Source organism: Variovorax sp. OK212, assembly GCF_900112425.1.
GTDB lineage: Bacteria > Pseudomonadota > Gammaproteobacteria > Burkholderiales > Burkholderiaceae_C > Variovorax.
In genome coordinates, this window is the sequence record NZ_FOLP01000025.1 from 1 (window position 1) to 22,031 (window position 22,031).

Genomic DNA, 22,031 nt, shown 5'->3' on the forward strand with positions numbered 1-22,031 from the left:
ACGAAGAGCGAACGCCCTGAACTGACGGCCGCCAAGATCATCGTCTCCGGTGGCCGTGCCTTGGGCAGCGCAGAGAAGTTCCAGGAAGTCATGGCTCCCTTGGCCGACAAGCTCAACGCAGGCCTGGGCGCGAGCCGAGCAGCCGTCGACGCGGGCTACGCCCCGAACGACTGGCAAGTGGGCCAGACCGGCAAGATCGTCGCCCCCCAGCTCTACATCGCAGCGGGCATCTCCGGCGCGATCCAGCATCTGGCCGGCATGAAGGACTCCAAGGTCATCGTCGCAATCAACAAGGACGAAGAAGCACCGATCTTCTCGGTGGCCGACTACGGCCTCGTCGCCGACCTGTTCGTGGCCGTGCCCGAACTGGTGAAAGCGCTCTGACCGCACTGACGCAATGAGCCAGAGGGCATCGTTCGCGATGCCCTTTTCGTATCCGCTGTATCTGGAGACAAGACATGAGCTACACCGCCCCCCTCAAGGACATGCTGTTCGACATCGAGCACCTGGCCAACATCGGCGAGATCGCCAAGCTGCCGGGCTTCGAAGACGCCGGCCTTGAAACGGCACAGGCCGTGCTCGAGGAATGCGCGCGTTTCAACCAGGACGTGGTGGCGCCGCTGAACGTGGCGGGCGACCGCGATCCTTCGTCCTTCAAGGGCGGCGTGGTGACCACCACGGCCGGCTTCAAGGAAGCCTTCGCGCAGTACGTGTCGGGCGGCTGGCAGGGCCTGCAGCATCCGGCGGACTTCGGCGGCCAGGGCCTGCCCAAGACCATCGGCGCGGCCTGCGGCGAGATGCTCAACTCGGCCAACATGAGCTTCGCGCTGTGCCCGCTGCTGAGCGACGGCGCCATCGAGGCGCTGCTCACGGCCGGCTCCGACGAGCTCAAGGCGGTGTACCTCGAAAAACTCGTGAGCGGGCAGTGGACCGGCACGATGAACCTCACCGAGCCGCAGGCCGGCAGCGACCTGGCCATGGTGCGCAGCCGCGCCGAGCCGCAGCCCGACGGCACCTACAAGGTGTTCGGCACCAAGATCTTCATCACCTACGGTGAGCACGACATGGCCGAGAACATCGTGCACCTGGTGCTGGCCCGCGTGAGCGGCGCGCCCGAAGGCGTGAAGGGCATCAGCCTGTTCGTGGTGCCCAAGTTCATGGTCGGCAAGGACGGCGCACTCGGCGAGCGCAACGACGTGCACTGCGTGAGCATCGAGCACAAGATGGGCATCAAGGCCTCGCCCACCGCCGTGCTGCAGTACGGCGACAACGGCGGCGCCGTCGGCTACCTGGTGGGCCAGGAGAACCGAGGCCTCGAGTACATGTTCATCATGATGAACTCGGCGCGCTACGCCGTGGGCATGCAGGGCATCGCGATTGCCGAGCGGGCCTACCAGCACGCCGTGGCCTACGCCAAGGACCGCGTGCAGAGCCGCCCGGTCGACGGCTCCATCAACGCCAGCGCGCCCATCATTCACCACCCGGACGTCAAGCGCATGCTGATGACCATGCGCGCCTACACCGAAGGCTGCCGTGCGATGGCCAGCGTGGCCGCTGCCGCCTACGACGCCGCGCACCACAGCGCCGACGCCGACGCGCGCAAGCAGAACCAGGCCTTCTACGAATTCATGGTGCCGCTGGTGAAGGGCTACAGCACCGAGATGAGCCTGGAGGTGACCTCGCTGGGCGTGCAGGTGCACGGCGGCATGGGCTTCATCGAGGAGACGGGCGCGGCGCAGTACTACCGCGACGCCAAGATCCTGACGATCTACGAAGGCACCACCGCCATCCAGGCCAACGACCTCGTGGGCCGCAAGACGGCGCGCGACGGCGGCCAGACGGCCAAGGCCATCGCCGCGCAGATCGAGAAGACCGAAGCCGAGCTCGCCAAGAGCGACCACCCCGCAGCCGCCGCCGTGCGCAAGCGCCTGACGGCCGCGCGCCTGGCGTTCATCGACGTGGTCGACTTCGTCGCGGGCCAGACCAAGGCTTCGCCCAATGCGGTGTTCTCGGGCAGCGTGCCCTACCTGATGCTCGCGGGCAACCTGGTGGCCGGCTGGCAGCTGGCGCGCTCGCTGATCATTGCGCAGGACCTCGCCTCGCGCAGCTTCGACACCGACTTCATGCTGGCCAAGATCGCCACCGCGCGCTTCTATGCCGAGCACATCCTGAACAAGGTGCCGGGCCTTCGCGACAGCATCGTCGACGGCGCCGAGAGCGTCACGGCGATGGCGCTCGACGCGTTCTGATAACGGCCATGCGCCTTTGAGCCCGCGCGCCGCTTGTCGCTAAGTCGACCGGTGCGCGAGCCGATTCCTCTTATAAAACCGCACACACCAAACCCGGAGACACCATGTCCAAGCTGCCCCCCGTGCTCGCGAACCTGCCGCTGCCGATCATCGGCTCGCCGCTGTTCATCATCAGCAACCCCAAGCTCGTGATTGCGCAATGCAAGGCCGGCGTGGTCGGCTCGATGCCCGCGCTCAACGCGCGCCCCGCGGCGCAGCTCGAAGACTGGCTGGCCGAGATCACCGAAGAGCTCGCGGCCTACAACAAGGCCAACCCCGACAAGCCCGCCGCGCCGTTCGCGATCAACCAGATCGTGCACAAGAGCAACGACCGCCTCGACCACGACATGGAGATGGTCGTGAAGTACAAGGTGCCGATCGTCATCACCTCGCTGGGCGCGCGCACCGACGTGAACGACGCGGTGCACAGCTACGGCGGCGTCACGCTGCACGACATCATCAACAACAAGTTCGCGCAGAAGGCGATCGAGAAGGGTGCCGACGGCATCATCGCCGTGGCGGCCGGTGCCGGCGGCCACGCGGGCGTGAAGAGCCCGTTCGCGCTGGTGCAGGAAATCCGCCAGTGGTTCGACGGCCCGATCGCGCTGTCGGGCTCCATCGCCACCGGCGGCGCGGTGCTCGCCGCGCAGGCCATGGGCGCCGACTTCGCCTACATCGGCACGGCCTTCATCGCGACCGAGGAAGCGCGCGCGAGCGACGACTACAAGCAGGCCATCGTCGACGGCAACTCGGACGACATCGTCTACTCGAACCTTTTCACCGGCGTGCACGGCAACTACCTCGCGCCCAGCATCGTCGCGGCGGGCATGGACCCCACGAATCTGCCCGAAGGCGACCTGAAGACCATGAACTTCGCCAGCGGCGACGGCAGCAAGGCCAAGGCCTGGAAGGACATCTGGGGCTCGGGCCAGGGCATCGGCGCCGTGACCGAAGTGGCCAGCGCCGCGGTCTTCATCGAGAAGCTCAAGCGCGAATACCAGGAAGCAAGGCAGCGGCTCGCGCTTTGACTTCGATAGCGAACGGCGCGGCGCCTGCCGGCGCGCCGTCGTCATCGCTGGGACGGATGCCGTTGCTCGACGCGGCAAAGGGCATCGCCTGTGCGGTGATCGTCGGACATCATCTTTCACGCTACGGCCCGATGCCGGCCGGCGCGTACACGCTCGCGCCTGACCTCTTCGCCTGGCTGTCCGACCAGGGGCGCCTGGCGGTGCAGGTGTTCCTCGTGATTGCCGGTTTCCTGGCGGCCGCCAGCCTCGCGCCCGATGGCATGCTGCGCGTCGACCGGCCGGTGGCGCGCATCCTGCAGCGCTACGGGCGGCTCGTGATGCCGTACCTGGCCGCGCTCACGGTCTGCGTGCTGGTTGCGGCGGTGGTGCGTCCCTGGCTCGACGAAGAGGTGGTGCCTGCGTCACCCACCTTCGGGCAGCTGATCGCGCACGGCCTGCTGCTGCAGGACCTGCTGGGCTACGAGTCGCTGTCGACCGGCGTCTGGTATGTGGCCATCGACTTCCAGTTGTTTGCCTTGGCGCTGGCGCTGGTCGGCTTGCCGACGCTGCTGCAGCGCGCGAGCGGCGCCAGTGGCACTGGTGGCGCGCCATTGAGTGCATCGGCACGCTGGCTGCCGGTGGCGCTGGTGCTCGGCCTGGCCATCACATCGCTGGCGCTCTTCAACCGCAATGCCCGGTTGGACGACACGGCTTTCTACTTCTTCGGCACCTACGGCCTCGGCATGCTGGTGTTCTGGATCGGGCGCGCAACGCGCTTCAGCACCTGGCAAAGCGCCCTCGCGCTGCTGGTGCTGGTGGGCGCGGGCGCGCTGGCCATCGACTGGCGCAGCCGCATCGCGACCGCGCTCGTCACGGCGCTGTTGCTGGCCATCGCGCAGCGCCGGCATTGGCTGTCGCCGCCGCACTGGCCGACGGTGGCGGTGCCGTTGCAGCGGCTGGGGCGCATGTCGTACTCGCTGTTCCTGATCCACTTTCCGGTGCTGCTCGCCATGAACGCGGCGGTCGCCAACGCCGGGCCGCACGGCGCGTGGTTCGATGCCGCCGGTCTGGTGGCCACCTTCGCGCTGTCGGTGGGCGCGGCGGCGCTGCTCTACCGCTGGGTGGAAACACGCCAGGCCTCGTGGCGCGCGGTGTTCGCGCTTTTTGCCGCACTGGTCATCAGCGGCCTGGTCGTTTCGCACTAGGCGTCCCGGCGCCCGTCGCGGCGCCGTGGCTTGATTTTTCTCAAACGGTTGCTTTCAAGTCCCGGAGCGCGCACGCTCCGAGGCTCGTCAGCCGTGTCCGCCTCCGATAGAATTGTGGAAATTTCAGTAAATACTGAAAATTCACGAAACCAAGGAATGACCAAGCACCCGCCATCACGATCGCCATTGCGTGCTTTCGCGTCGCCTGACATCGGCGGGGTGGTGCAGGGCGCCGCCGCGCTGTTCTGGCTGCCGCAGGCCGCACTGCTGGCGATGGCGGTGCAGGGGTTGGCCTCGGGGCGGGGTTTTTCAGCCGTGGTCTGGCCGGCCGGACTGATCCTCTTGCTAGGCGTGTTGCGGGCGGCTTGCGAGGCCTGGGGCTCGCGCCGGACCTTCGGCCGCGCACGGGCGCAGCTCACGGCGCTGCGTGCGCAGACCACCGCGGCGCTGGCGGCCGGTTCACCACTGGACCGCAGCCGCGCTCCTTCGGGCCTCGCCGCCAGCGTGCTCGCCGAGCAGGCCGAGGCGCTCGTGCCGTACCTCGTGCGCTACCAGCCGGCGCGCTGGCGTGCCACGGCCGTGCCGCTGGTCATCCTGGTCGCAGTCGCTGCTTTTTCGTGGGTGGCGGCGCTGGTGCTGCTGGTCGCGGCGCCGCTCATTCCCATCTTCATGGCCATCGTCGGCTGGCGCGCCAAGGCCGCGAGCGAAGCGCAGATGGTCGAACTCGGCGGCATGAACGCCTTTCTGCTCGACCGCCTGCGCGGCCTCGCGACCCTGCGCGCGCTCGATGCGGTGGACGCCACGGCGCAGCGGCTCGGCGATGCCGCGCAATCACTGCGCACGCGCACGATGGCGGTGCTGCGCATTGCCTTCCTCTCGTCGGCCGTGCTCGAACTGTTCTCCGCGCTGGGCGTGGCGATGGTCGCGGCGTACGTCGGCTTTCACCTGCTGGGCACGCTCGGCTTCGGCACCTGGGGCCACCAACTGAGCCTCGGCGAAGGGCTCTTCGTGCTGCTGCTGGCCCCGGCCTTCTTCGAGCCGCTGCGCGAGTTGTCGGCCGTGTGGCACGACCGCGCGGCGGGCGAGGCGGCCTTGCAATCGCTCGAACAGCTGCAACACAACGCGCTGCCGCTGCCGGGCGCGAACGCCTCGCTGACCCGCGCGGCCACAGGCGCGCCGGGCGCCGCACCGGCGCTTGCGATCCACGACCTGCACTTCGCCTGGCCCGGCGAAGAGCGGAAGGTCGTCGACGGCTTCGAGCTGCGCGTCGCTCCCGGCGAGCATGTCGCGCTGATGGGCGCCAGCGGCGCGGGCAAGACGGCGCTGCTGTCGCTGATCGCGGGCCTGCTTCCGGCAGACCGCGGCGAGATCGTGATCGGCGGCGTGCCGCTCACCGGCCACACCGTCGCGGCATTGCGCCAACGCATCGGATGGATGGGCCAGGCGCCGCACGTGTTCGCCGGCTCGGTCGCGGCCAACGTGGCGCTGGGGCGCGCGGACATCGGCACCCCGCGGGTCGCCGACGCGATGCGTTTCGCGGCGCTCGGTGACGTGACACAGGCGCACCCGGGCGTGTCCTTGGGAGAGGGCGGGCACGGCCTCTCGGGCGGCGAAGCCGTGCGCCTCGCGCTCGCGCGCGTCGCCGTTCATTCGCATGCCGACCTGCTGCTGGTGGACGAGCCCACAGCGCACCTGGACACCGAAACCGCCGCGCGCGTGACCGACGCACTGGTGCAACTGGCGCGCGGCAAGACCCTCGTCGTTGCCACGCACGACCCGGTGCTCGCCTCGCGCATGCACCGCGCGGTGTGCCTCGGTGCCGGGTCGATCGAGAAGCTCGACAAGTTGAGGGAAGCCGCATGAAGACGCCCGCTTCCACGGCCACCCACTGGCGCGAGCTGCGTCTCGTGCTGCGCCCCTTCCTCGCCGAACAGCCGCGCCCGCTGCTGCTCGGTTGCCTGCTCGCAGCCCTGACCGTGCTCACCGGAATGGCGCTGCTGGGCCTCTCCGGCTGGTTCATCACCGCGACCGCGCTGGCCGGCCTGCATGCCGCCACGGCCTTCACCTTCGACGTGTTCATGCCATCGGCCGGCATTCGCCTGCTGGCGCTGGGCCGCACGGCATCGCGCTACGGCGAGCGGCTCGTGACGCACGACGCCGCCTTCGCCGTGCTCGCCGCGCTGCGCGTGCGGCTGTTCCGCGGCTGGGCCCGGGCCGAGGCCGCGCGTGAACTGCTGATGCGTCCGGCGCGGCTGCTGTTTCGCCTCACGTCCGACATCGATGCGCTGGAGTCGCTCTACCTGCGCCTGTTCGTGCCCGCCGCCGCCGCGCTGGGCGCCGCGTTGCTGGCCGGCACGGTGCTCGGCTTCATGCACGCCGGAATGGGCCTGGCGCTGACGCTCTGGCTGATTACGGCCGGGTGGGGCATCGCCTTCGCCGTCGCGCGGCGCGCGCGCCGGCCGGCCGTGCAGAGGGCCCATGCCATCGAGGCCTTGCGCGCACGTGCCGTCGACCTCGTGGCGGGGCAGACCGATCTCGTCATGGCGGGCCGCATCGATGCGCAGCGCAATGCGGTGATGAGCGCCGACATGCATCTCGCCAAGGCCGACCTGGCACTGAACAAGCTCGAAGCCGTGGCCGGTCTGGCCTACGGCAGCGCCGGCACGCTGACGCTGGTGGGCACGCTGCTGGCCGTCGGTGCGCTGGTGAGCGAAGGCGTGATCGGCGCGCCGGCTGCTGCGTTGGCCTTGCTGATCGCGCTCACCGCCACCGAGCCGTTCGCGGCATTGCGGCGAGGCGCACTCGATGCAGGGCGCACCTGGCTGGCGGTGCGCCGTCTTGCGCCGCGCATGGCAGACAACGCGCAAGAAGCCACGAGCATCGAGGAAGAAACCTCTTTCGCGCTGCGCGTCCAAGGCGTCAGCGTGGCGCACCCTGGCAGTCGCACGCCGGTGCTGAGCGACCTGTCGCTGACCGTCATGCCCGGCGAGCGCGTCGCGCTGATCGGCGCGAGCGGTGCCGGCAAGTCGACGCTGCTCGCCGCCATCGCGGGCGAGATCACGCCGCAGTCGGGCCATGCGAGCGCGCAACGTGGCTGCCTGCTGACGCAACGCACCGAACTCTTCCAGGACCGCCTGCGCGACAACCTCCGCCTCGCCGCGCCCGGCGCCACCGACGAACAACTGCACGCCGTGCTCCATGCCGCGGGCCTCGACAGCGACGTGCGCGCCATGCCCGCAGGGCTCGCCACGCGCCTCGGCGAAGGCGGCCTCGGCCTGTCGGGCGGCCAGTCGCGGCGCCTCGCCCTGGCCCGCCTGCTGCTGCGCCCCGTGCCGCTCTGGCTGCTCGACGAACCCACCGAAGCCCTCGACGCCGCCACCGCGCACGACGTGCTGCAGCGCCTCGCACAGCACGCCGGCGCGCGCACCTTGCTGATCGCCACGCACCTGCGCCGCGAGGCCGCGCTGGCCGACCGCCTCGTGTGCATGCGGCAGGGCCGCATCGTTTCCGACATCCGGCGCGGCAGCGATGCCTTCGACGCCGCACTGCGCAGCCTGCGCCCCGATTGATTTCAGAAAAAAGAAACAGGGACCACAAAAGGAAGACCCATGGACCTCGACATCGTTGCGCTATCGCGCCTGCAGTTCGCCGTGACGGCGCTGTATCACTTCCTGTTCGTGCCGCTCACGCTCGGGCTCTCGATCATCCTCGCCATCATGGAGACGGTCTACGTGATGACCGGGCGCGTGATCTGGCGCGACATGACGAAATTCTGGGGCGTGCTGTTCGGCATCAACTTCGCGATGGGCGTGGCCACCGGCATCGTGATGGAGTTCCAGTTCGGCATGAACTGGAGCTACTACAGCCACTACGTGGGCGACATCTTCGGTGCGCCGCTGGCCATCGAAGGGCTCATGGCCTTCTTCATGGAGGCCACCTTCGTCGGCCTGTTCTTCTTCGGCTGGGACAAGCTCTCCAAGGTCGGCCACCTCGTCGCGACCTGGGCCGTGGCCATCGGCTCAAACTTCTCCGCGCTGTGGATCCTCATTGCCAACGGCTGGATGCAGAACCCCGTGGGCGCGGCCTTCAACCCGCAGACCATGCGCATGGAAGTGACCGACTTCGCCGCGGTGCTGACCAACCCGGTGGCGCAGGCCAAGTTCGTGCACACCGTGTCGGCGGGCTATGTGTGCGCCGCCGTGTTCGTGCTCGGCGTGTCGGCCTGGTACGTGCTCAAGGGGCGTCACATCGAGCTTGCCAAGCGCTCGATGACGGTTGCCGCTTCGTTCGGTCTCGCTGCCGCGCTGTCGGTGGCCGTGCTCGGCGACGAGAGCGGCTATCTCTCGGGCGAACACCAGAAGATGAAGCTGGCCGCCATCGAGGCCATGTGGGAAACGCAACCCGCGCCCGCCGCCTTCACCGTCATCGGCTTCCCCGACCAGGAGGCGCGCGAGACGCACTACGCCATTCACATCCCGGGGGTGATGGGCCTGATCGGCACGCGCTCGCTGGACACCGTGATGCCCGGCATCGACGAGCTCGTGAAGCGCGCCGAAGCCCGCATCCGCGAAGGCCTGAAGGCCTACGACGCGCTGCAGAAGATCCGCGAGGCCGGCAAGACGCCGGTGACGCAAGGCGTGCGCGACGCCTTCGAGGACAACGGCATCAACATGGGCTACGCGTTGCTGCTCAAGCGCTACGTGGACGACCCGCGCACCGCCACCGACGAGCAGATCACCAAGGCCGCGTGGGACACCGTGCCGCAGGTGGCGCCGCTGTTCTGGCTGTTCCGCGTGATGGTGGGCATCGGCATGCTGCTGATCGTGCTGACCGGCACCTTCTTCGTGCTGTCCGCGCGCCGCAAGCTGGACAACTACCGCTGGTTGCTCAAGCTCGCCGTGCTGGCGATTCCGCTGCCGTGGATCGCCATCGAGGCGGGCTGGCTGGTGGCGGAGTTCGGCCGCCAGCCGTGGGTGATCGAAGGCGTGCTGCCGACCGCGGTGGCTGTGTCCAACCTCGGCGTGAAGACGCTGCTGCTCACGCTCGGGGGCTTCATCGCGATCTACACCGTGCTGCTCGTCATCGAGATGAAGCTGATGCTCAAGGCCATCCGCAAGGGGCCGCAGGCGGAGCACGCGCCTGACGAAGGCGACACGCTTTCGCACATTCCGCCGGCACATGCGGGTACGGGTTCGACCGCGGGTGCCGCCATTCCCTCCACCGGGAGCGCCGCATGACTCTTCACACACTCCTCGACTACGACACCCTGCGCTTCATCTGGTGGCTGCTCATCGGCGTGCTGCTGGTGGGCTTCGCCGTGACCGACGGCTTCGACCTGGGCAGCGGCATGCTGCTGCCCTTTGCGGCGCGCAACGACATCGAGCGGCGCGTCGTCATCAACAGCGTGGGCCCGGTGTGGGAAGGCAACCAGGTGTGGCTGATCCTGGGCGGCGGCGCGATCTTCGCGGCGTGGCCGCAGCTGTACGCTGTGTCCTTCTCGGGCTTCTACCTGGCGATGTTCGTGATTCTCACGGCGCTCATCCTGCGGCCCGTGGCCTTCAAGTTCCGCAGCAAGCGCGAGTCGGCGCAATGGCGCGCGCGCTGGGACTGGGTGCTGTTCTTCAGCGGCTTCGTGCCCGCGCTGATCTGCGGCGTGGCCGTGGGCAACGTGCTGCAGGGCGTGCCGTTCCGCTTCGGCGCGGACATGCACATCTTCTACGACGGCGGCTTCTTCGGCCTGCTGAATCCGTTTGCCATCCTGTGCGGGCTGGTGTCGGTGGCGATGCTGGTGATGCACGGCGCGGCGTGGCTGCTGCTGAAGACCGCGGGGCCGGTCGCCGAGCGTGCGCGCACCTACGGCGTGGTCGCGTCGGTGCTCACCATCGCGCTGTATGCGCTGGCCGGCGTGCTGCTCGCCACGAGCATCGGCGGCTACCGCATCAGCAGCGTGGTCGATGCGGTGGGGCCGTCGAACCCGATGCTCAAGACCGTCGAGCTGCATGCCGGCGCATGGACCGCCAACTACGCGGCGCACCCGTGGACGCTGGCCGCGCCGGCCGTGGGCTTCATCGGCGCATCGGGCGCATTGCTCGGCCTGCTGTTGCGCAAGCCGGTGCTCGCGCTGCTGACCGCCGCGCTCGGCATCGCCGGCATCATCCTGAGCGTGGGCGCCTCGATGTTCCCGTTCATCCTGCCGTCGTCGATCGATCCGCGCGCCAGCCTCACGGTGTGGGACTCGTCGTCGAGCCACCTCACGCTGTTCATCATGCTGGTGGTCACGGGCTTCTTCATTCCCATCATCGTGGCCTACACCACCTGGGTGTATCACGTGCTGTGGGGCAAGGTCGACGAACAAGCGATCCGCGACGAGAGCGGACACGCGTACTGAACGGAGAAAAAAAGATGTGGTACTTCGCCTGGATCCTCGGCCTGCCGCTGGCAGCCGCCTTCGCCGTTCTCAACGCCATGTGGTACGAACTGATGGACGACGACGCCGTCCGCAAGGCCAAGCTCGAGACGCCCGAGCCGCCTCACGGGCAGGAGCGGCTCTAGTTCTTCAGAGGCCCGGGCCCGGGCCTCAATCGGCCTTCTTCTTCGACGCTCCGCCGCCCGTGATGCGGTCCTTGAGCGTCAGCACCTTCGTCACGGTCGCGCCCATCCCCATGAGCTTCATGGCGGTTTCGGGCGCGAGCCGCTGAACGTCGTCGAACCACTTCATCAGCCGGTCGATCAGGTCGTGCATCTCGCGCATGCGCTCCTGCGCGTGACGTTCGGCGTCGCTCGTCGGTGACTCGAGCAGCGCGTTGCGCAGCATCGAGAGCGTGGGTTCGATCTCGCGGCGGCGCCGCTCCTCGGCCAGCACGCGAAAGATTTCCCACACGTCCGACGGCGCCTCGAAGTATTCGCGCCGGTCGCCGGGGTGGTGGCGCAGGTGCACCAGGCGCCAGGCCTGCAGTTCCTTCAATCCCATGCTGACGTTCGAGCGCGAGAACTCGAGCAGCTCGGCGATCTCGTCGGCGTTGAGCGCGCGCTCCGACAGGTAGAGCAAGGCGTAGATCTGACCGACGGTGCGGTTGATGCCCCATTTGCTGCCCATCTCGCCGAAATGGGCGACGAACTGGCGGTTGAGAGGGGGAAGGTCGATGGAAGAGGCCATGCGCGGATTGTCGCGCCGACTTGCTGTGATTCCGGAAGTTTCCGAAAACTCCAGAAGCAAGAAAAACCGGACGAATACCCTGTTCTGGGGATGTTGTTGAAACACTTAGTTAACAAAAATTAACACTCCCTGACTGGTTGCGCTGTTTCGGTGCGCGGCAGGCGCTCGCGGCGAGCGCGTCAGGGGACAAAACGTGGCGCGTTGCCGGCGGATCAGCCATGCGGCATTCGGCTTTTGCCATGGCCCTGATTTTGGGGCGCAGAGAAAAACGACGGGGGAGATCAGATGAACACGAATTTCCGCAGCATGTGGAATGCATCCATCGGCGCATGGGTGGCCGTTTCGGAAACCACCAAGGCGCGAGGCAAGCGCAGCGGCTCGAGCGCAACCACGAAGGTCGGCGCGTCCGGCGTGCTGCTGGCGGCAGCGCTGTTCGGGTCGGCCGCTCCTGCATTCGCCAACTGCGCACTGAGCGGCAGCATCAATGTGTGCACCGGCGCCTCCGCCAGCAGCATCCTTGTCGCGACCGGCACCGAACTGCGCAACGAAGGCACCATCGGCCTCCTGAGGGAGAGTGGGTACGGCGCCTATTCACTTTCAACCGATTCGAACGTGACGGTCACCAACACCGCCAGCGGCGTCATTCAAAGCGATGCCATCGTTTCTCTGACCGGCGCCAACAGCAAGTTCCAGAATTTCGGCGGCTATGCCTACGGCTTCAACGGCGGTGTCGTCCTTGCCAACACGGGAAGCTCCGTCATCAACCAGCAGGGCGGCACGATCGGCAGCACGGGGAGCTACGGCATCCTGCTGCAAGACGGCGGGGAGATACTGAATACAGGAGGCAGCAAGATCATGGGAGGCGCCTTGAGCGCCATCATTTCGAAAGGCGGCACCACCAAGATCACCAACGAGAGCGGGTCGCTGATTTCCGCCTCCAACACCGCCATCGGCACGCTCGGCTCCACGACCCTGATCAATTCAAGCCAGATCAGCGGCAACGTGATCCTCGGCGCCGACGGTGCCAACGACGTCCGCCTGGCCGCCGGGGGGCAGATCGCGGGGCACCTCAACATCGCGGGAGCCGACTCGGTGCTCACGCTCGACGGCGCGAGCGGTACCACCGGGGTGTACTCCAATGCGGTGACTGGAGACACGACGTTCACGGGCAATCTCGTGAAAGTCGGCGCCGGCCGCTGGGAACTGGATCGCACGACCTCGCCGGGCAGTTCGTCGTTCGCACCGGGCAACGTGTCGGTCGCGCAGGGAACGCTCAGCGTCGGGGCCGCGGTCAGCCTTGGCGCCGCCGCAGCCGTTCAGGTCGATTCGGGGGCCATCCTCGAACTCAAAGGCGCCAAGCTCGCGAACGTGATCAGCGGCGCGGGCTCGCTGGTGGTGAACGGCCTCACCACGAGCAGCCTTTCGGGCAACAACACCGGCTTGGCGGGCGGCGTCACGCTGGCTACCAGCGAGCTCTTGCTCGGCCATGAAGCCGCACTCGGCAGCGGTGCGCTGACGGTTTCGGGCGCCGGCGGCCTCGACTGGACTTCGGCCGTGACTTCCCTGAACAACAACGTGAGCATCGCCGCCGGCGGGAACCTCGCGCTGCAAGGCAAGAGTTCGCTGGCGATGCTCGGCGCGCTGTCGGGTGACGGCTCGCTGACGAAGAACGGCAGCGGCACGCTGGTGCTGGCGGGCGCCAACACCTACAGCGGCGGCACGACCGTCAGCGCGGGCACGCTGCAGGTCGGCAATGGCGGCACCACCGGCAGCATCGCCGGCAATGTGCTGAACAACGGCGCGCTGGCCTTCAATCGGTCGGACGACATCAGTTTCACCGGCGTCGTCAGCGGCACAGGCCGTGTGACGCAGTCGGGCGCGGGCACGCTGACGCTTTCGGGCACCAACACCTACGGCGGCGGCACGACCGTCAGCGCGGGCACGCTGCAGCTCGGCAACGGCGGCACCTCCGGCAGCATCGTCGGCAATGTGCTGAACAACGGCACGCTGGCCTTCAATCGGTCGGACAACACCAGTTTCACAGGCGTCGTCAGCGGCACAGGCCGTGTGGCGAAGTTTGGCGCGGGCACGTTGACGCTCTCGAGTGCCAACACCTACGCAGGCGGCACGTCGATCAACGCCGGCACGGTGAACGCCGCGGTCAGCGGCGCGCTGGGCACCGGCGCGGTGGCCGTGAGCTCGGGCGCCACCCTGAACTTCAACGGTACCGCGGACGCGCGCAATCTGCAGATCACCCTGGCAGCGCCCGTCGGTCCCTCCATCGACATCGGCAACGTTGCGTTCAACAACAACAGTTCGGCGGGCAACGCCACCTTCGTCGCGAACTCCTATTCCAGCGTGACGTTCAATCACGACTCGACCGCGGGCAACGCCGTCTTCGAGAACCGCGGTGGTGACACCATGTTCGTGTTCAGCGCCACCGCCGGCAACGCGCGCATCACCAACTTCGCGGGCGGCGCGACCTACTTCCGGGACACCTCCTCGGCCGGCCAGGCCACGATCACCAACGAGACCGGCGGCCAGATCGACTTCAACTACAGCGCCACGGCCGATCAGGCCACCATAGTGAACAAGGCGGGCGGCAAGGTTCACATCAGCAGTCTGAGCGCAGCAGCCGGCACGGCGATCGGTTCGCTCGAAGGCGCCGGCGATGTGCTCCTCGGCACGAAGGCGCTGACCACGGGCGGGCTGAACACCAGCACCGAAGTCTCCGGCGTCATCTCCGGCGTGGGCGGCTCCCTCGTCAAGGTCGGCTCCGGCACGCTGAGGCTCTCGGGCGTCAACACCTATACCGGCGGCACACAGGTGAACGCCGGCACGCTGAGCGTGAACAACACCACCGGCAGCGCCACCGGCACGGGCAACGTGCAGGTCGCAAGCGGCGCCACGCTCGCCGGCAGCGGCATCGTCACGGGTGCGGTCACCATCGCCGACGGCGGTTCGCTCGCCCCCGGCAACAGCCCGGGCACCCTGACCACCGGCGACCTGACCCTGAACAGCGGCTCGTTCCTGGTCTACGAGCTGGGTGCCACAGGCGAAAGCCTGCTGAGCGACCTGGTCAAGGTCAACGGCAACCTGGTGCTGGACGGCACGCTCAACGTGACCCCGTCGACCGGTGGCAGCTTCGGCCCCGGCCTGTACCGTCTCATCAAGTACACCGGCACGCTGACCGACAACGTCCTGAACCTCGGCACCACGCCGGCCCTGCCGGGCGACCTGTACGTGCAGACCTCGATCGCCAAGGAGGTGAACCTGATCAACAGCACGGGCGTGAGCCTCACCTTCTGGGACGGCAGCGACGCAAGCAAGTACAACGACGGCACCGCCGGCGGCGGCAGCGGCACCTGGCGCCTCGGCGCGCCCAACGACGGCTGGGCCAATGCCGACGGCAAGCTCAACGCCGCCTGGAAGCAGAACGGCTTCGCCATGTTCGGCGGCACGGCCGGCACCGTCACCGTGGACAACGGCGGCGGCAACATCGTCATCGGCGGCGCGCAGTTCTTCACCGACGGCTACGTGGTGACCGGTGACGCGCTCACGCTCGGCAACGCCAGCACCATCGTCAAGGTCGGCGACGGCACCACGTCCGGCGCGAGCATGAAGGCCACCATCAACGCCGTGCTCACCGGCGCGGGCGGCCTCACCAAGGACGACTACGGCACGCTGGTGCTCACCGGCGCCAACAACTACACCGGCGGCACGCACGTGAAGGGCGGCGTGCTGCAGGGCGACACCACCAGCCTGCAGGGCGGCATCGTCAACGATGCCAACGTCACCTTCGAGCAGGCCGCCAACGGCAGCTACGCCGGCACCATGAGCGGCACCGGCAGCCTGCGCAAGACCGGCACGGGCGAGCTCAAGCTCACCGTGGCCAACAGCTACGGCGGCGGCACGCGGATCGACGGCGGCACGATCGACGCGGCCGTGAGCGGCGCGCTGGGCACCGGCGCGGTGGCCGTGAACGGCGGCGGCGGCCTGAGCTTCAGCGGCAACGCCGACGCGGGCAGCCTGCGCATCTCGATGGCGGCGCGCGACGGCGTCGTCAACGGCGGCTACGTGGAGTTCAAGGACAACAGCTCGGCCGGCAGCGCGACGCTGGTCACCGCCACCGACGCCAACGTGACCTTCGCGGGCAACTCGACGGCCGGCGGCGCCACCATCGAGAACCGCGGCGGCGGCACCACCGTGTGGAACAACGCCAGCGCGGGCAATGCGCGCATCACCAACTTTGCCGGCGGCCACACCGACTTCCTGGACAACGGCTCGGCCGGGCAGGCGACGTTGGTCAACCAGGGCGGCGGCCTGGTCGACTTCTTCGACAACACCACGGCCGACAAGGCCACGGTGGTGAACAACGCCGGCGGCACCGTGCGCATCAGCAAGCTGGGCGCCACCGGCATCAACATCGGCTCGCTGCAAGGCGCGGGCCGCGTGCTGCTCGGCGCCAAGACGCTGACCACCGGCGGCCTGAACACCGACACCGAAGTTTCAGGCGTCATCTCGGGGGTGGGTGGCTCGCTGGTGAAGGAAGGCACGGGCGCGCTCACGCTGTCCGGCGCCAACACCTACACCGGCGGCACGGCCCTGAAGAAGGGCCGGCTGAACATCGCCAACGCGCAGGCGCTGGGCACCGGCGAACTGGCGATGGACGACGGCACCACGCTGGGCTTCAGCGTGACCGGCCTGGTGCTGACCAACGCGATCCGCTTCACCGGCAACAGCGACCCGGTCATCGACACCGGCGCGATGGACGCCGGCCTGAGCGGCGCCATCAGCGGCGCCGGCTTCATCACCAAGCAGGGCACCGGCACCCTGACGCTCTCGGGCGCCAACAGCTACACCGGCGCGACCGACGTGGCGCAGGGCACGTTGAAGGCGGGCGCGGCCAACACCTTCAGCGCTGCTTCGGCGCACAGCGTGGCCGCGGGCGCCACGCTCGACCTCGCGGGCTTCAGCCAGACCGTGGCCTCGCTCGCCAACAGCGGCACCGTGTCGCTGGTGGGCACGGTGCCCGGCACCACGCTGACCGTGAACGGCAACTACGTCGGCAACAACGGCGTGCTGAAGCTGGGCACCGCGCTCTACTTCAACGGCCCGCCGTCCGACCGCCTGGTGATCAACGGCGGCACCGCCAGCGGCAAGACCAGCGTGCAGGTCACCAACACCGGCGGCCTGGGCGCGCTGACCAACGGCAACGGCATCGAGGTGATCACCGCGCAGAACGGCGGCACGACCACCGCGCAGACCACCAAGGACGCCTTCAGCCTCGCAGGCGGCCACGTGGACGCCGGCGCGTTCGAGTACCGCCTGTACGCCGCCGACTCGGCGGGCCAGGGCGAGAACTGGTACCTGCGCTCGGCGGAGAAGGGCGTGACCTACTACCGCCCCGAGGCCGCGCTGTATGCCGCGCTGCCGAGCCAACTGCGCCAGGGCAACCTCGCGATGCTGGGCGACGTGCGCAAGCGCGTGGGCGACGACGACGTGAAGGGCACGGCCACCGCGCCCAACGGTTCCGACCGCCGCGCGTGGGCCCGCGTGCTCTCCACCGACATCGACATCCAGCAGGGCGGCGCCGTCTCCCCGACCAGCAAGGGCCGCCTGACCGGCTTCCAGGCCGGCACCGACCTGCTGGCCACGCCCAACTGGCGCGCCGGCATCTACGTCGGCCAGCTCGACGGCGACGTGCGCGTGCGCGGCTACGCCAGCGGCGTGCAGAACCTGCACGTGGGCCGCAACGACCTGCGCAGCCAGTACGTGGGCATCTACGGCACCTACACCAACGACAGCGGCTTCTACGCCGACGCCGTGGTGCAGTCGGGCCGCCACCGCTACACGGTCGAGCCGCTGCTGAGCGCCGGCGTCGGCGGCAAGGGCAACAGCCTCTTGGGCTCCATCGAAGTCGGCCAGGCCTTCCCGATCGGCGCCAGCGGCTGGAGCGTCGAGCCGCAGCTGCAGCTCATCAGCCAGCACATGGACCTGAGCAACTCGGCCATTGCCGGTGCCATCGCGCAACCGCAGGCCGACAGCGGCTGGATCGCGCGCGCAGGCGTTCGCGTCAAGGGCCAGATCGACACCGGCATGGGCACGCTGCAGCCGTACGGCCGCTTCAACGTCTACAAGACCTCGAGCGGCGCGGACATCGCGCGCTTCGTCAACGGCACGACCACGACCGACATCGCGGCGCCAACCGGCAGCACCAGCACCGAGCTGGCCGGCGGCTTCACGCTGGCCCTGAGCCAGTCGACCAGCCTCTACGGCGAAATCGGCAAGCTCTGGTCGTCGGGTGGCGACGCCAAGGTGAAGAGCTCGATCAACGGCTCGCTGGGCGTGCGGGTGAAGTGGTAACCGCCGCCAGGGGCTGAACCGCGGGCTCCTCGTCGGAGCCCGCCGAGTCGGCCTCGCGGCGCCGCCGGTAGGACCCCGGCGCGCCGCCCGTCCAGGCCTTGAAGGCCCGCTGGAACGCCGCGCTGTCGGCAAAGCCCAGTTCCTCGGCCAGCGCCGCCAGCGGCACCGTGCTGGTGTTGAGCCGCACGATGGCCAGGTCGCGCCGCAGCTGGTCCTTCAGCGCCTGGAACGAGGTGCCTTCGGTTGCCAGGTGCCGCTGCAGCGTGCTGAGCGACATGTGCAGCACGCCCGCCGCCGTCGGCAGGTCGGCCCATGCGGGGCGGTGCTGCTGCAGCACCGCGCGCACGCGTGCGCTCACCGCCTGCTCGGCCTGTCGCGGCAGGATCACGTTGGCCGGCGAGGCCGCCAGGAACGCCTGCATTTCCTGCGCGTCGCGGTGCACCGGCGTGTCGAGCGCGCTGGCGTCGAACCACACGGCCGACAGCGCCTGGCCGAACTGCAGCGGCCCCGGGAACACCTTGGCGTAGCCGTCCGCGTAGGGCGGCAGCGCAAAGCCGAAGTCGAACCGGCGCGCCACCAGCCGGCCGCCGTGCAGCCATGCGAACAGCCGCCAGTACACGCGCAGCATCAGCTCGTGCAGAAAGTTCTGGTGCAGGGCCGGCGGGTTGTTCAACTGCAGCCCGAAGCCCGCCAGCGGCCCTTCGCGCAGCAGCACCAGCGACAGGTCGTCCTGCAGCAGGCTGAAGGTGTGGGCCACGCGGCGCAGCGCCACCTCGAAGGTGCGCGCGCCCAGCGTGGAGCGCGTCATCAGCGCGAAGCTGCCGCAGCGCAGGCGCCGCGAGAGGAAGCCCAGCGCCTCGTCGTCCATGCGCGCCATCAGCAGCGCGAACAGCGCCACGTACTGCTCGGCCGTGACGCGCGCGCCCGCCTCCTCGAGCAGCGCGGGCGCGATGCCCGCGTCTTCCAGCGCCGTTTCGATGCACACCGCGCCCGCCTCGCCGCGCGCGCGAAGGCCCGACAGCATGCCGCTGACGAAGACGATCGGAATGGTGACGGGCGGTTGCAGCATGTATCTGTCGATTGACGTTTTCTGCCATGCGATCGAAGCGAAGTGCAATCGCCGGCCAGTGGGCGGATTTCTACCATGCGAGGGCACAAGAACGAGACGGAGACAAACCCATGTACCTGACCCAAGGCCTTCACCGGGCCGTGCAGCAGCGCCCCGACGCCATTGCCGCGCGCTTTGCCGGCCGCGCCCGCAGCTTCCGCGACTTTGCCGACCGTGTCGCGCGCCTGGCCGGCGCGCTGCAGCGGCTGGGCATGCAGGCGGGCGACCGCGTGGCCATGCTGTCGCTCAACTCCGACCGCTACCTGGAATACCAGATGGCGGTGCCCTGGGGCGGGGGCGTGCTCAACCCCTGCAACATCCGCTGGTCGGCCGCCGAGATCCTCTACTCGCTGGACGACTCCGGCTCGGCGATCCTGCTGGTCGACGAGGCCTTTCGCGGCGTGGTCGAGCAGATGCGTGGCCAGTCGAAGAGCCTGCGCGAGGTGATCTACTGCGGCGACGGCCCCACGCCCGCCGGCATGCACGGCTACGAAGGCCTGATCGACGCCGCCTCGCCGGTGCCCGACGCGGTGCGCCGCGGCGAGGACCTGGCCGGCATCTTCTACACCGGGGGCACCACCGGCTTTCCCAAGGGCGTGATGCTGAGCCACGCCAACATCTGCAGCTCGGCCCTCGCGGCGCAGGCCGAGGGCCTGGCCCCCGTCGGCGGCTGCTACCTGCATGCCGCGCCCATGTTCCACCTGGCCGACATGGGCCTGGCCACGCCGCACTGGTTCACGGGCAACACCCACACCATCATCCCGATGTTCACGCCCGAAGGCGTGCTCGACGCCATCGAGCGCGACCGCGTCACCAGCCTGTTGCTGGTGCCCACCATGATCCAGATGCTGGTCGACCACCCCGCCATGCGCCAGCCGCGCGACCTGAGCAGCCTGAAGGGCATCACCTACGGCGCCTCGCCGATCTCCGAGGCGGTGCTCAACCGCGCGATGGAGGCCTTCCCCGGCGTCGAGTTCGCGCAGGCCTACGGCATGACCGAACTGTCGCCCATCGCCACCTTGCTGCCCGCGTTCTTCCACACGGCCGAAGGCCGCCAGCGCGGCAAGCTGCGCTCGGCGGGCCGCGCCAGCGTGTGCATGGAAGTGCGCATCGTGGACGCCGACGGCAGCGAGGCGCCGCGCGGCACCGTGGGCGAGGTGGCCGTGCGCGGCCCCAACGTGATGCAGGGCTACTGGAACAAGCCCGAGCAGACGGCCGCGGCGCTGCGCGACGGCTGGATGCACACGGGCGACGGCGCCTACATGGACGACGACGGCTTCATCTTCGTGGTCGACCGCATGAAGGACATGATCATCAGCGGCGGCGAGAACGTCTACTCCGCCGAGGTCGAGAACGCCATCAACCAGCACCCCGCGGTGGCGGCCTGCGCGGTCATCGGCATTCCCAGCGACGAATGGGGCGAGGCCGTGCACGCGGTGCTGGTGCTGAAGCCGGGGCAGGACGTGGCGCCCGACGCGCTGATTGCGCACTGCAAGACATTGATCGCCAACTACAAGTGCCCGCGCAGCGTGGCCGTGGTCGAGGCGCTGCCGCTCTCGGGCGCCGGCAAGGTGCTGAAGACCCGCCTGCGCGAACCCTTCTGGCAGGGCCGCCAGCGCAGCGTGGCCTGAGCCCTCTCATCCTTCAACCAAGTTCGAGCAATTTCGAGCAGCAATTTCAAGCAACGATTCCAAGGAGCCTTTCATGAGTCAAGACGTCTACGTGGTCGGGGTCGGCATGATCCCCTTCACCAAGCCCGGCGCCAACCAGCCGTACCCGCAGATGGCCAGCCACGCCACCAATGCCGCGCTCAAAGACGCCGGCATCGGCTACGAGCTGGTGCAGCAGGCCTACGTGGGCTACGTGTACGGCGACTCCACCGCCGGCCAGCGCGCGCTGTACGAGGTGGGCATGACCGGCATCCCGGTCGTCAACGTCAACAACAACTGCTCCACCGGCTCCACCGCGCTGTTCCTCGCGCGCCAGGCGGTGGCCAGCGGCGCGGCCGACTGCGTGCTGGCGCTGGGCTTCGAGCACATGAGCCCCGGCGCGCTGGGCGCGGTGTTCACCGACCGCCCGAGCCCGTTCGACCTGTTCGAGAACATCACCGACGAGCTCGTCGGCAACGCGCAGGTGCCGCTGGCACTGCGCTACTTCGGCGGCGCCGGGCTGGCGCACATGGAGCAGTACGGCACGCAGATGTCGACCTTCGCGAAGATCCGCGCCAAGGCCAGCCGCCATGCGTCGAACAACCCGGTGGCGCTGTTTCGCACCGTGGTCACCGAAGACGAGGTCATGGCCGCGCCCGTCATGTGGCCCGGCGTCATGACGCGGCTCATGGCCTGCCCGCCCACCTGCGGCGCGGCGGCGGCCATCGTGTGCTCGCCGCGCTTCGCGCAGCGCCACGGGCTGGACCGCGGCGTGCGCATCAAGGCGCAGGCCATGACCACCGACCGGCCCATCACCTTCGAGAGCCGCGACATGCGCGAGGTGGTCGGCTTCAGCATGGCGCAGGAAGCCGCGCAGAAGGTATACGACGCGGCCGGCGTGGGCCCGCAGGACGTCGACGTGGTCGAGCTGCACGACTGCTTCGCGCACAACGAACTCATCAGCTACGAGGCGCTGGGCCTGTGCCCGGTGGGCGGCGCGGAGAAGTTCGTGGTCGACGGCGACAACACCTACGGCGGCAAGGTGGTCACCAATCCGTCGGGCGGCCTGCTGTCGAAGGGGCATCCGCTGGGCGCCACGGGCCTGGCCCAGTGCACCGAGCTGGTCCAGCAGTTGCGCGGCACCGCGGACAAGCGCCAGGTGGAAGGCGCGCGGCTTGCGCTGCAGCACAACCTCGGCCTGGGCGGCGCCTGCGTGGTGACGCTCTACGAACGCGTGTGACGCAACAGAGGG

14 protein-coding genes are annotated in these 22,031 nt (G+C 68.8%); 12 read left to right on the top strand and 2 right to left on the bottom strand.

What is annotated here, in order from left to right:
* The 9 genes from BM004_RS35550 to cydX all read left to right on the top strand — a co-directional run.
* A partial coding sequence (locus BM004_RS35550; RefSeq protein WP_218152769.1) for an electron transfer flavoprotein subunit alpha/FixB family protein occupies positions 1-384 on the top strand: 384 nt, incomplete at its 5' end.
* A 74-nt stretch (positions 385-458) separates the two neighbouring features.
* On the top strand, positions 459-2,249 hold the full coding sequence (locus BM004_RS35555; RefSeq protein ID WP_093220772.1) for an acyl-CoA dehydrogenase: 1,791 nt from the start codon (positions 459-461) through the stop codon (positions 2,247-2,249).
* A 104-nt stretch (positions 2,250-2,353) separates the two neighbouring features.
* Positions 2,354-3,316, top strand: a complete 963-nt coding sequence (locus tag BM004_RS35560) for an NAD(P)H-dependent flavin oxidoreductase (RefSeq protein WP_093131709.1) — start codon at positions 2,354-2,356, stop codon at positions 3,314-3,316.
* 56 nt (positions 3,317-3,372) lie between these two features.
* Positions 3,373-4,500 carry an acyltransferase family protein gene (locus BM004_RS35565; protein WP_093220775.1) on the top strand — a complete coding sequence of 376 codons (1,128 nt, stop codon included), beginning with the start codon at positions 3,373-3,375 and terminating at the stop codon, positions 4,498-4,500.
* A gap of 156 nt (positions 4,501-4,656) precedes the next feature.
* Positions 4,657-6,363: a thiol reductant ABC exporter subunit CydD gene (cydD, locus tag BM004_RS35570; protein WP_093220777.1), complete on the top strand. Its 1,707-nt coding sequence runs from the start codon at positions 4,657-4,659 to the stop codon at positions 6,361-6,363.
* Complete coding sequence (gene cydC / locus BM004_RS35575; protein WP_093220780.1) at positions 6,360-8,069, top strand: thiol reductant ABC exporter subunit CydC; 1,710 nt, start codon at positions 6,360-6,362, stop codon at positions 8,067-8,069. The genes cydD and cydC overlap by 4 nt, the downstream gene beginning before the upstream one ends.
* Positions 8,070-8,108: 39 nt before the next feature.
* Positions 8,109-9,737, top strand: coding sequence for a cytochrome ubiquinol oxidase subunit I (locus BM004_RS35580; protein ID WP_093131717.1), 1,629 nt, complete (start codon positions 8,109-8,111; stop codon positions 9,735-9,737).
* Positions 9,734-10,888 (top strand): cytochrome d ubiquinol oxidase subunit II, encoded by a 1,155-nt coding sequence (cydB, locus tag BM004_RS35585; RefSeq protein ID WP_093131719.1) that lies wholly within the window; start codon positions 9,734-9,736, stop codon positions 10,886-10,888. Before BM004_RS35580 ends, cydB begins: the two co-directional genes overlap by 4 nt.
* A gap of 14 nt (positions 10,889-10,902) precedes the next feature.
* A complete protein-coding gene (gene cydX / locus BM004_RS35590) occupies positions 10,903-11,052 on the top strand; it encodes a cytochrome bd-I oxidase subunit CydX (RefSeq protein WP_093131721.1) in 150 nt (49 codons plus the stop codon).
* Between the two features lie 25 nt (positions 11,053-11,077).
* Here cydX and BM004_RS35595 read toward each other — a convergent pair whose 3' ends face one another.
* Positions 11,078-11,656 (bottom strand): GbsR/MarR family transcriptional regulator, encoded by a 579-nt coding sequence (locus tag BM004_RS35595; protein WP_093131723.1) that lies wholly within the window; start codon positions 11,654-11,656, stop codon positions 11,078-11,080.
* 285 nt (positions 11,657-11,941) lie between these two features.
* On the opposite strand from BM004_RS35595, the gene BM004_RS35600 reads away from it, so the two are divergent.
* The gene (locus BM004_RS35600) at positions 11,942-18,022 is read left to right on the top strand and encodes an autotransporter outer membrane beta-barrel domain-containing protein (RefSeq protein WP_093220782.1); all 6,081 of its coding nucleotides are present in this window, start codon (positions 11,942-11,944) and stop codon (positions 18,020-18,022) included.
* Here BM004_RS35600 and BM004_RS35605 read toward each other — a convergent pair.
* Positions 17,988-19,091, bottom strand: a complete 1,104-nt coding sequence (locus BM004_RS35605) for an AraC family transcriptional regulator (protein ID WP_093220785.1) — start codon at positions 19,089-19,091, stop codon at positions 17,988-17,990. The two genes, BM004_RS35600 and BM004_RS35605, sit on opposite strands and share 35 nt — an antisense overlap.
* Before the next feature lie 110 nt (positions 19,092-19,201).
* Here BM004_RS35605 and BM004_RS35610 point away from each other — a divergent pair, with 110 nt between their 5' ends.
* Together BM004_RS35610 and BM004_RS35615 are read left to right on the top strand one after the other, a co-directional pair.
* A complete protein-coding gene (locus tag BM004_RS35610; RefSeq protein WP_093220787.1) occupies positions 19,202-20,761 on the top strand; it encodes a long-chain-fatty-acid--CoA ligase in 1,560 nt (519 codons plus the stop codon).
* Between the two features lie 73 nt (positions 20,762-20,834).
* Positions 20,835-22,019, top strand: coding sequence for a lipid-transfer protein (locus tag BM004_RS35615; protein WP_093220790.1), 1,185 nt, complete (start codon positions 20,835-20,837; stop codon positions 22,017-22,019).
* Positions 22,020-22,031 lie beyond the last annotated feature (12 nt).

Excerpts from the sequence above, each read along its gene's own strand:
- BM004_RS35555 (WP_093220772.1), top strand. The coding sequence starts at position 459 with ATGAGCTACACCGCCCCCCTCAAGGACATGCTGTTCGACATCGAGCAC.
- BM004_RS35560 (WP_093131709.1), top strand. The coding sequence starts at position 2,354 with ATGTCCAAGCTGCCCCCCGTGCTCGCGAACCTGCCGCTGCCGATCATC.
- BM004_RS35565 (WP_093220775.1), top strand. The coding sequence starts at position 3,373 with ATGCCGTTGCTCGACGCGGCAAAGGGCATCGCCTGTGCGGTGATCGTC.
- cydD (WP_093220777.1), top strand. The coding sequence starts at position 4,657 with ATGACCAAGCACCCGCCATCACGATCGCCATTGCGTGCTTTCGCGTCG.
- cydC (WP_093220780.1), top strand. The coding sequence starts at position 6,360 with ATGAAGACGCCCGCTTCCACGGCCACCCACTGGCGCGAGCTGCGTCTC.
- BM004_RS35580 (WP_093131717.1), top strand. The coding sequence starts at position 8,109 with ATGGACCTCGACATCGTTGCGCTATCGCGCCTGCAGTTCGCCGTGACG.
- cydB (WP_093131719.1), top strand. The coding sequence starts at position 9,734 with ATGACTCTTCACACACTCCTCGACTACGACACCCTGCGCTTCATCTGG.
- cydX (WP_093131721.1), top strand. The coding sequence starts at position 10,903 with ATGTGGTACTTCGCCTGGATCCTCGGCCTGCCGCTGGCAGCCGCCTTC.
- BM004_RS35595 (WP_093131723.1), bottom strand. The coding sequence starts at position 11,656 with ATGGCCTCTTCCATCGACCTTCCCCCTCTCAACCGCCAGTTCGTCGCC.
- BM004_RS35600 (WP_093220782.1), top strand. The coding sequence starts at position 11,942 with ATGAACACGAATTTCCGCAGCATGTGGAATGCATCCATCGGCGCATGG.
- BM004_RS35605 (WP_093220785.1), bottom strand. The coding sequence starts at position 19,091 with ATGCTGCAACCGCCCGTCACCATTCCGATCGTCTTCGTCAGCGGCATG.
- BM004_RS35610 (WP_093220787.1), top strand. The coding sequence starts at position 19,202 with ATGTACCTGACCCAAGGCCTTCACCGGGCCGTGCAGCAGCGCCCCGAC.
- BM004_RS35615 (WP_093220790.1), top strand. The coding sequence starts at position 20,835 with ATGAGTCAAGACGTCTACGTGGTCGGGGTCGGCATGATCCCCTTCACC.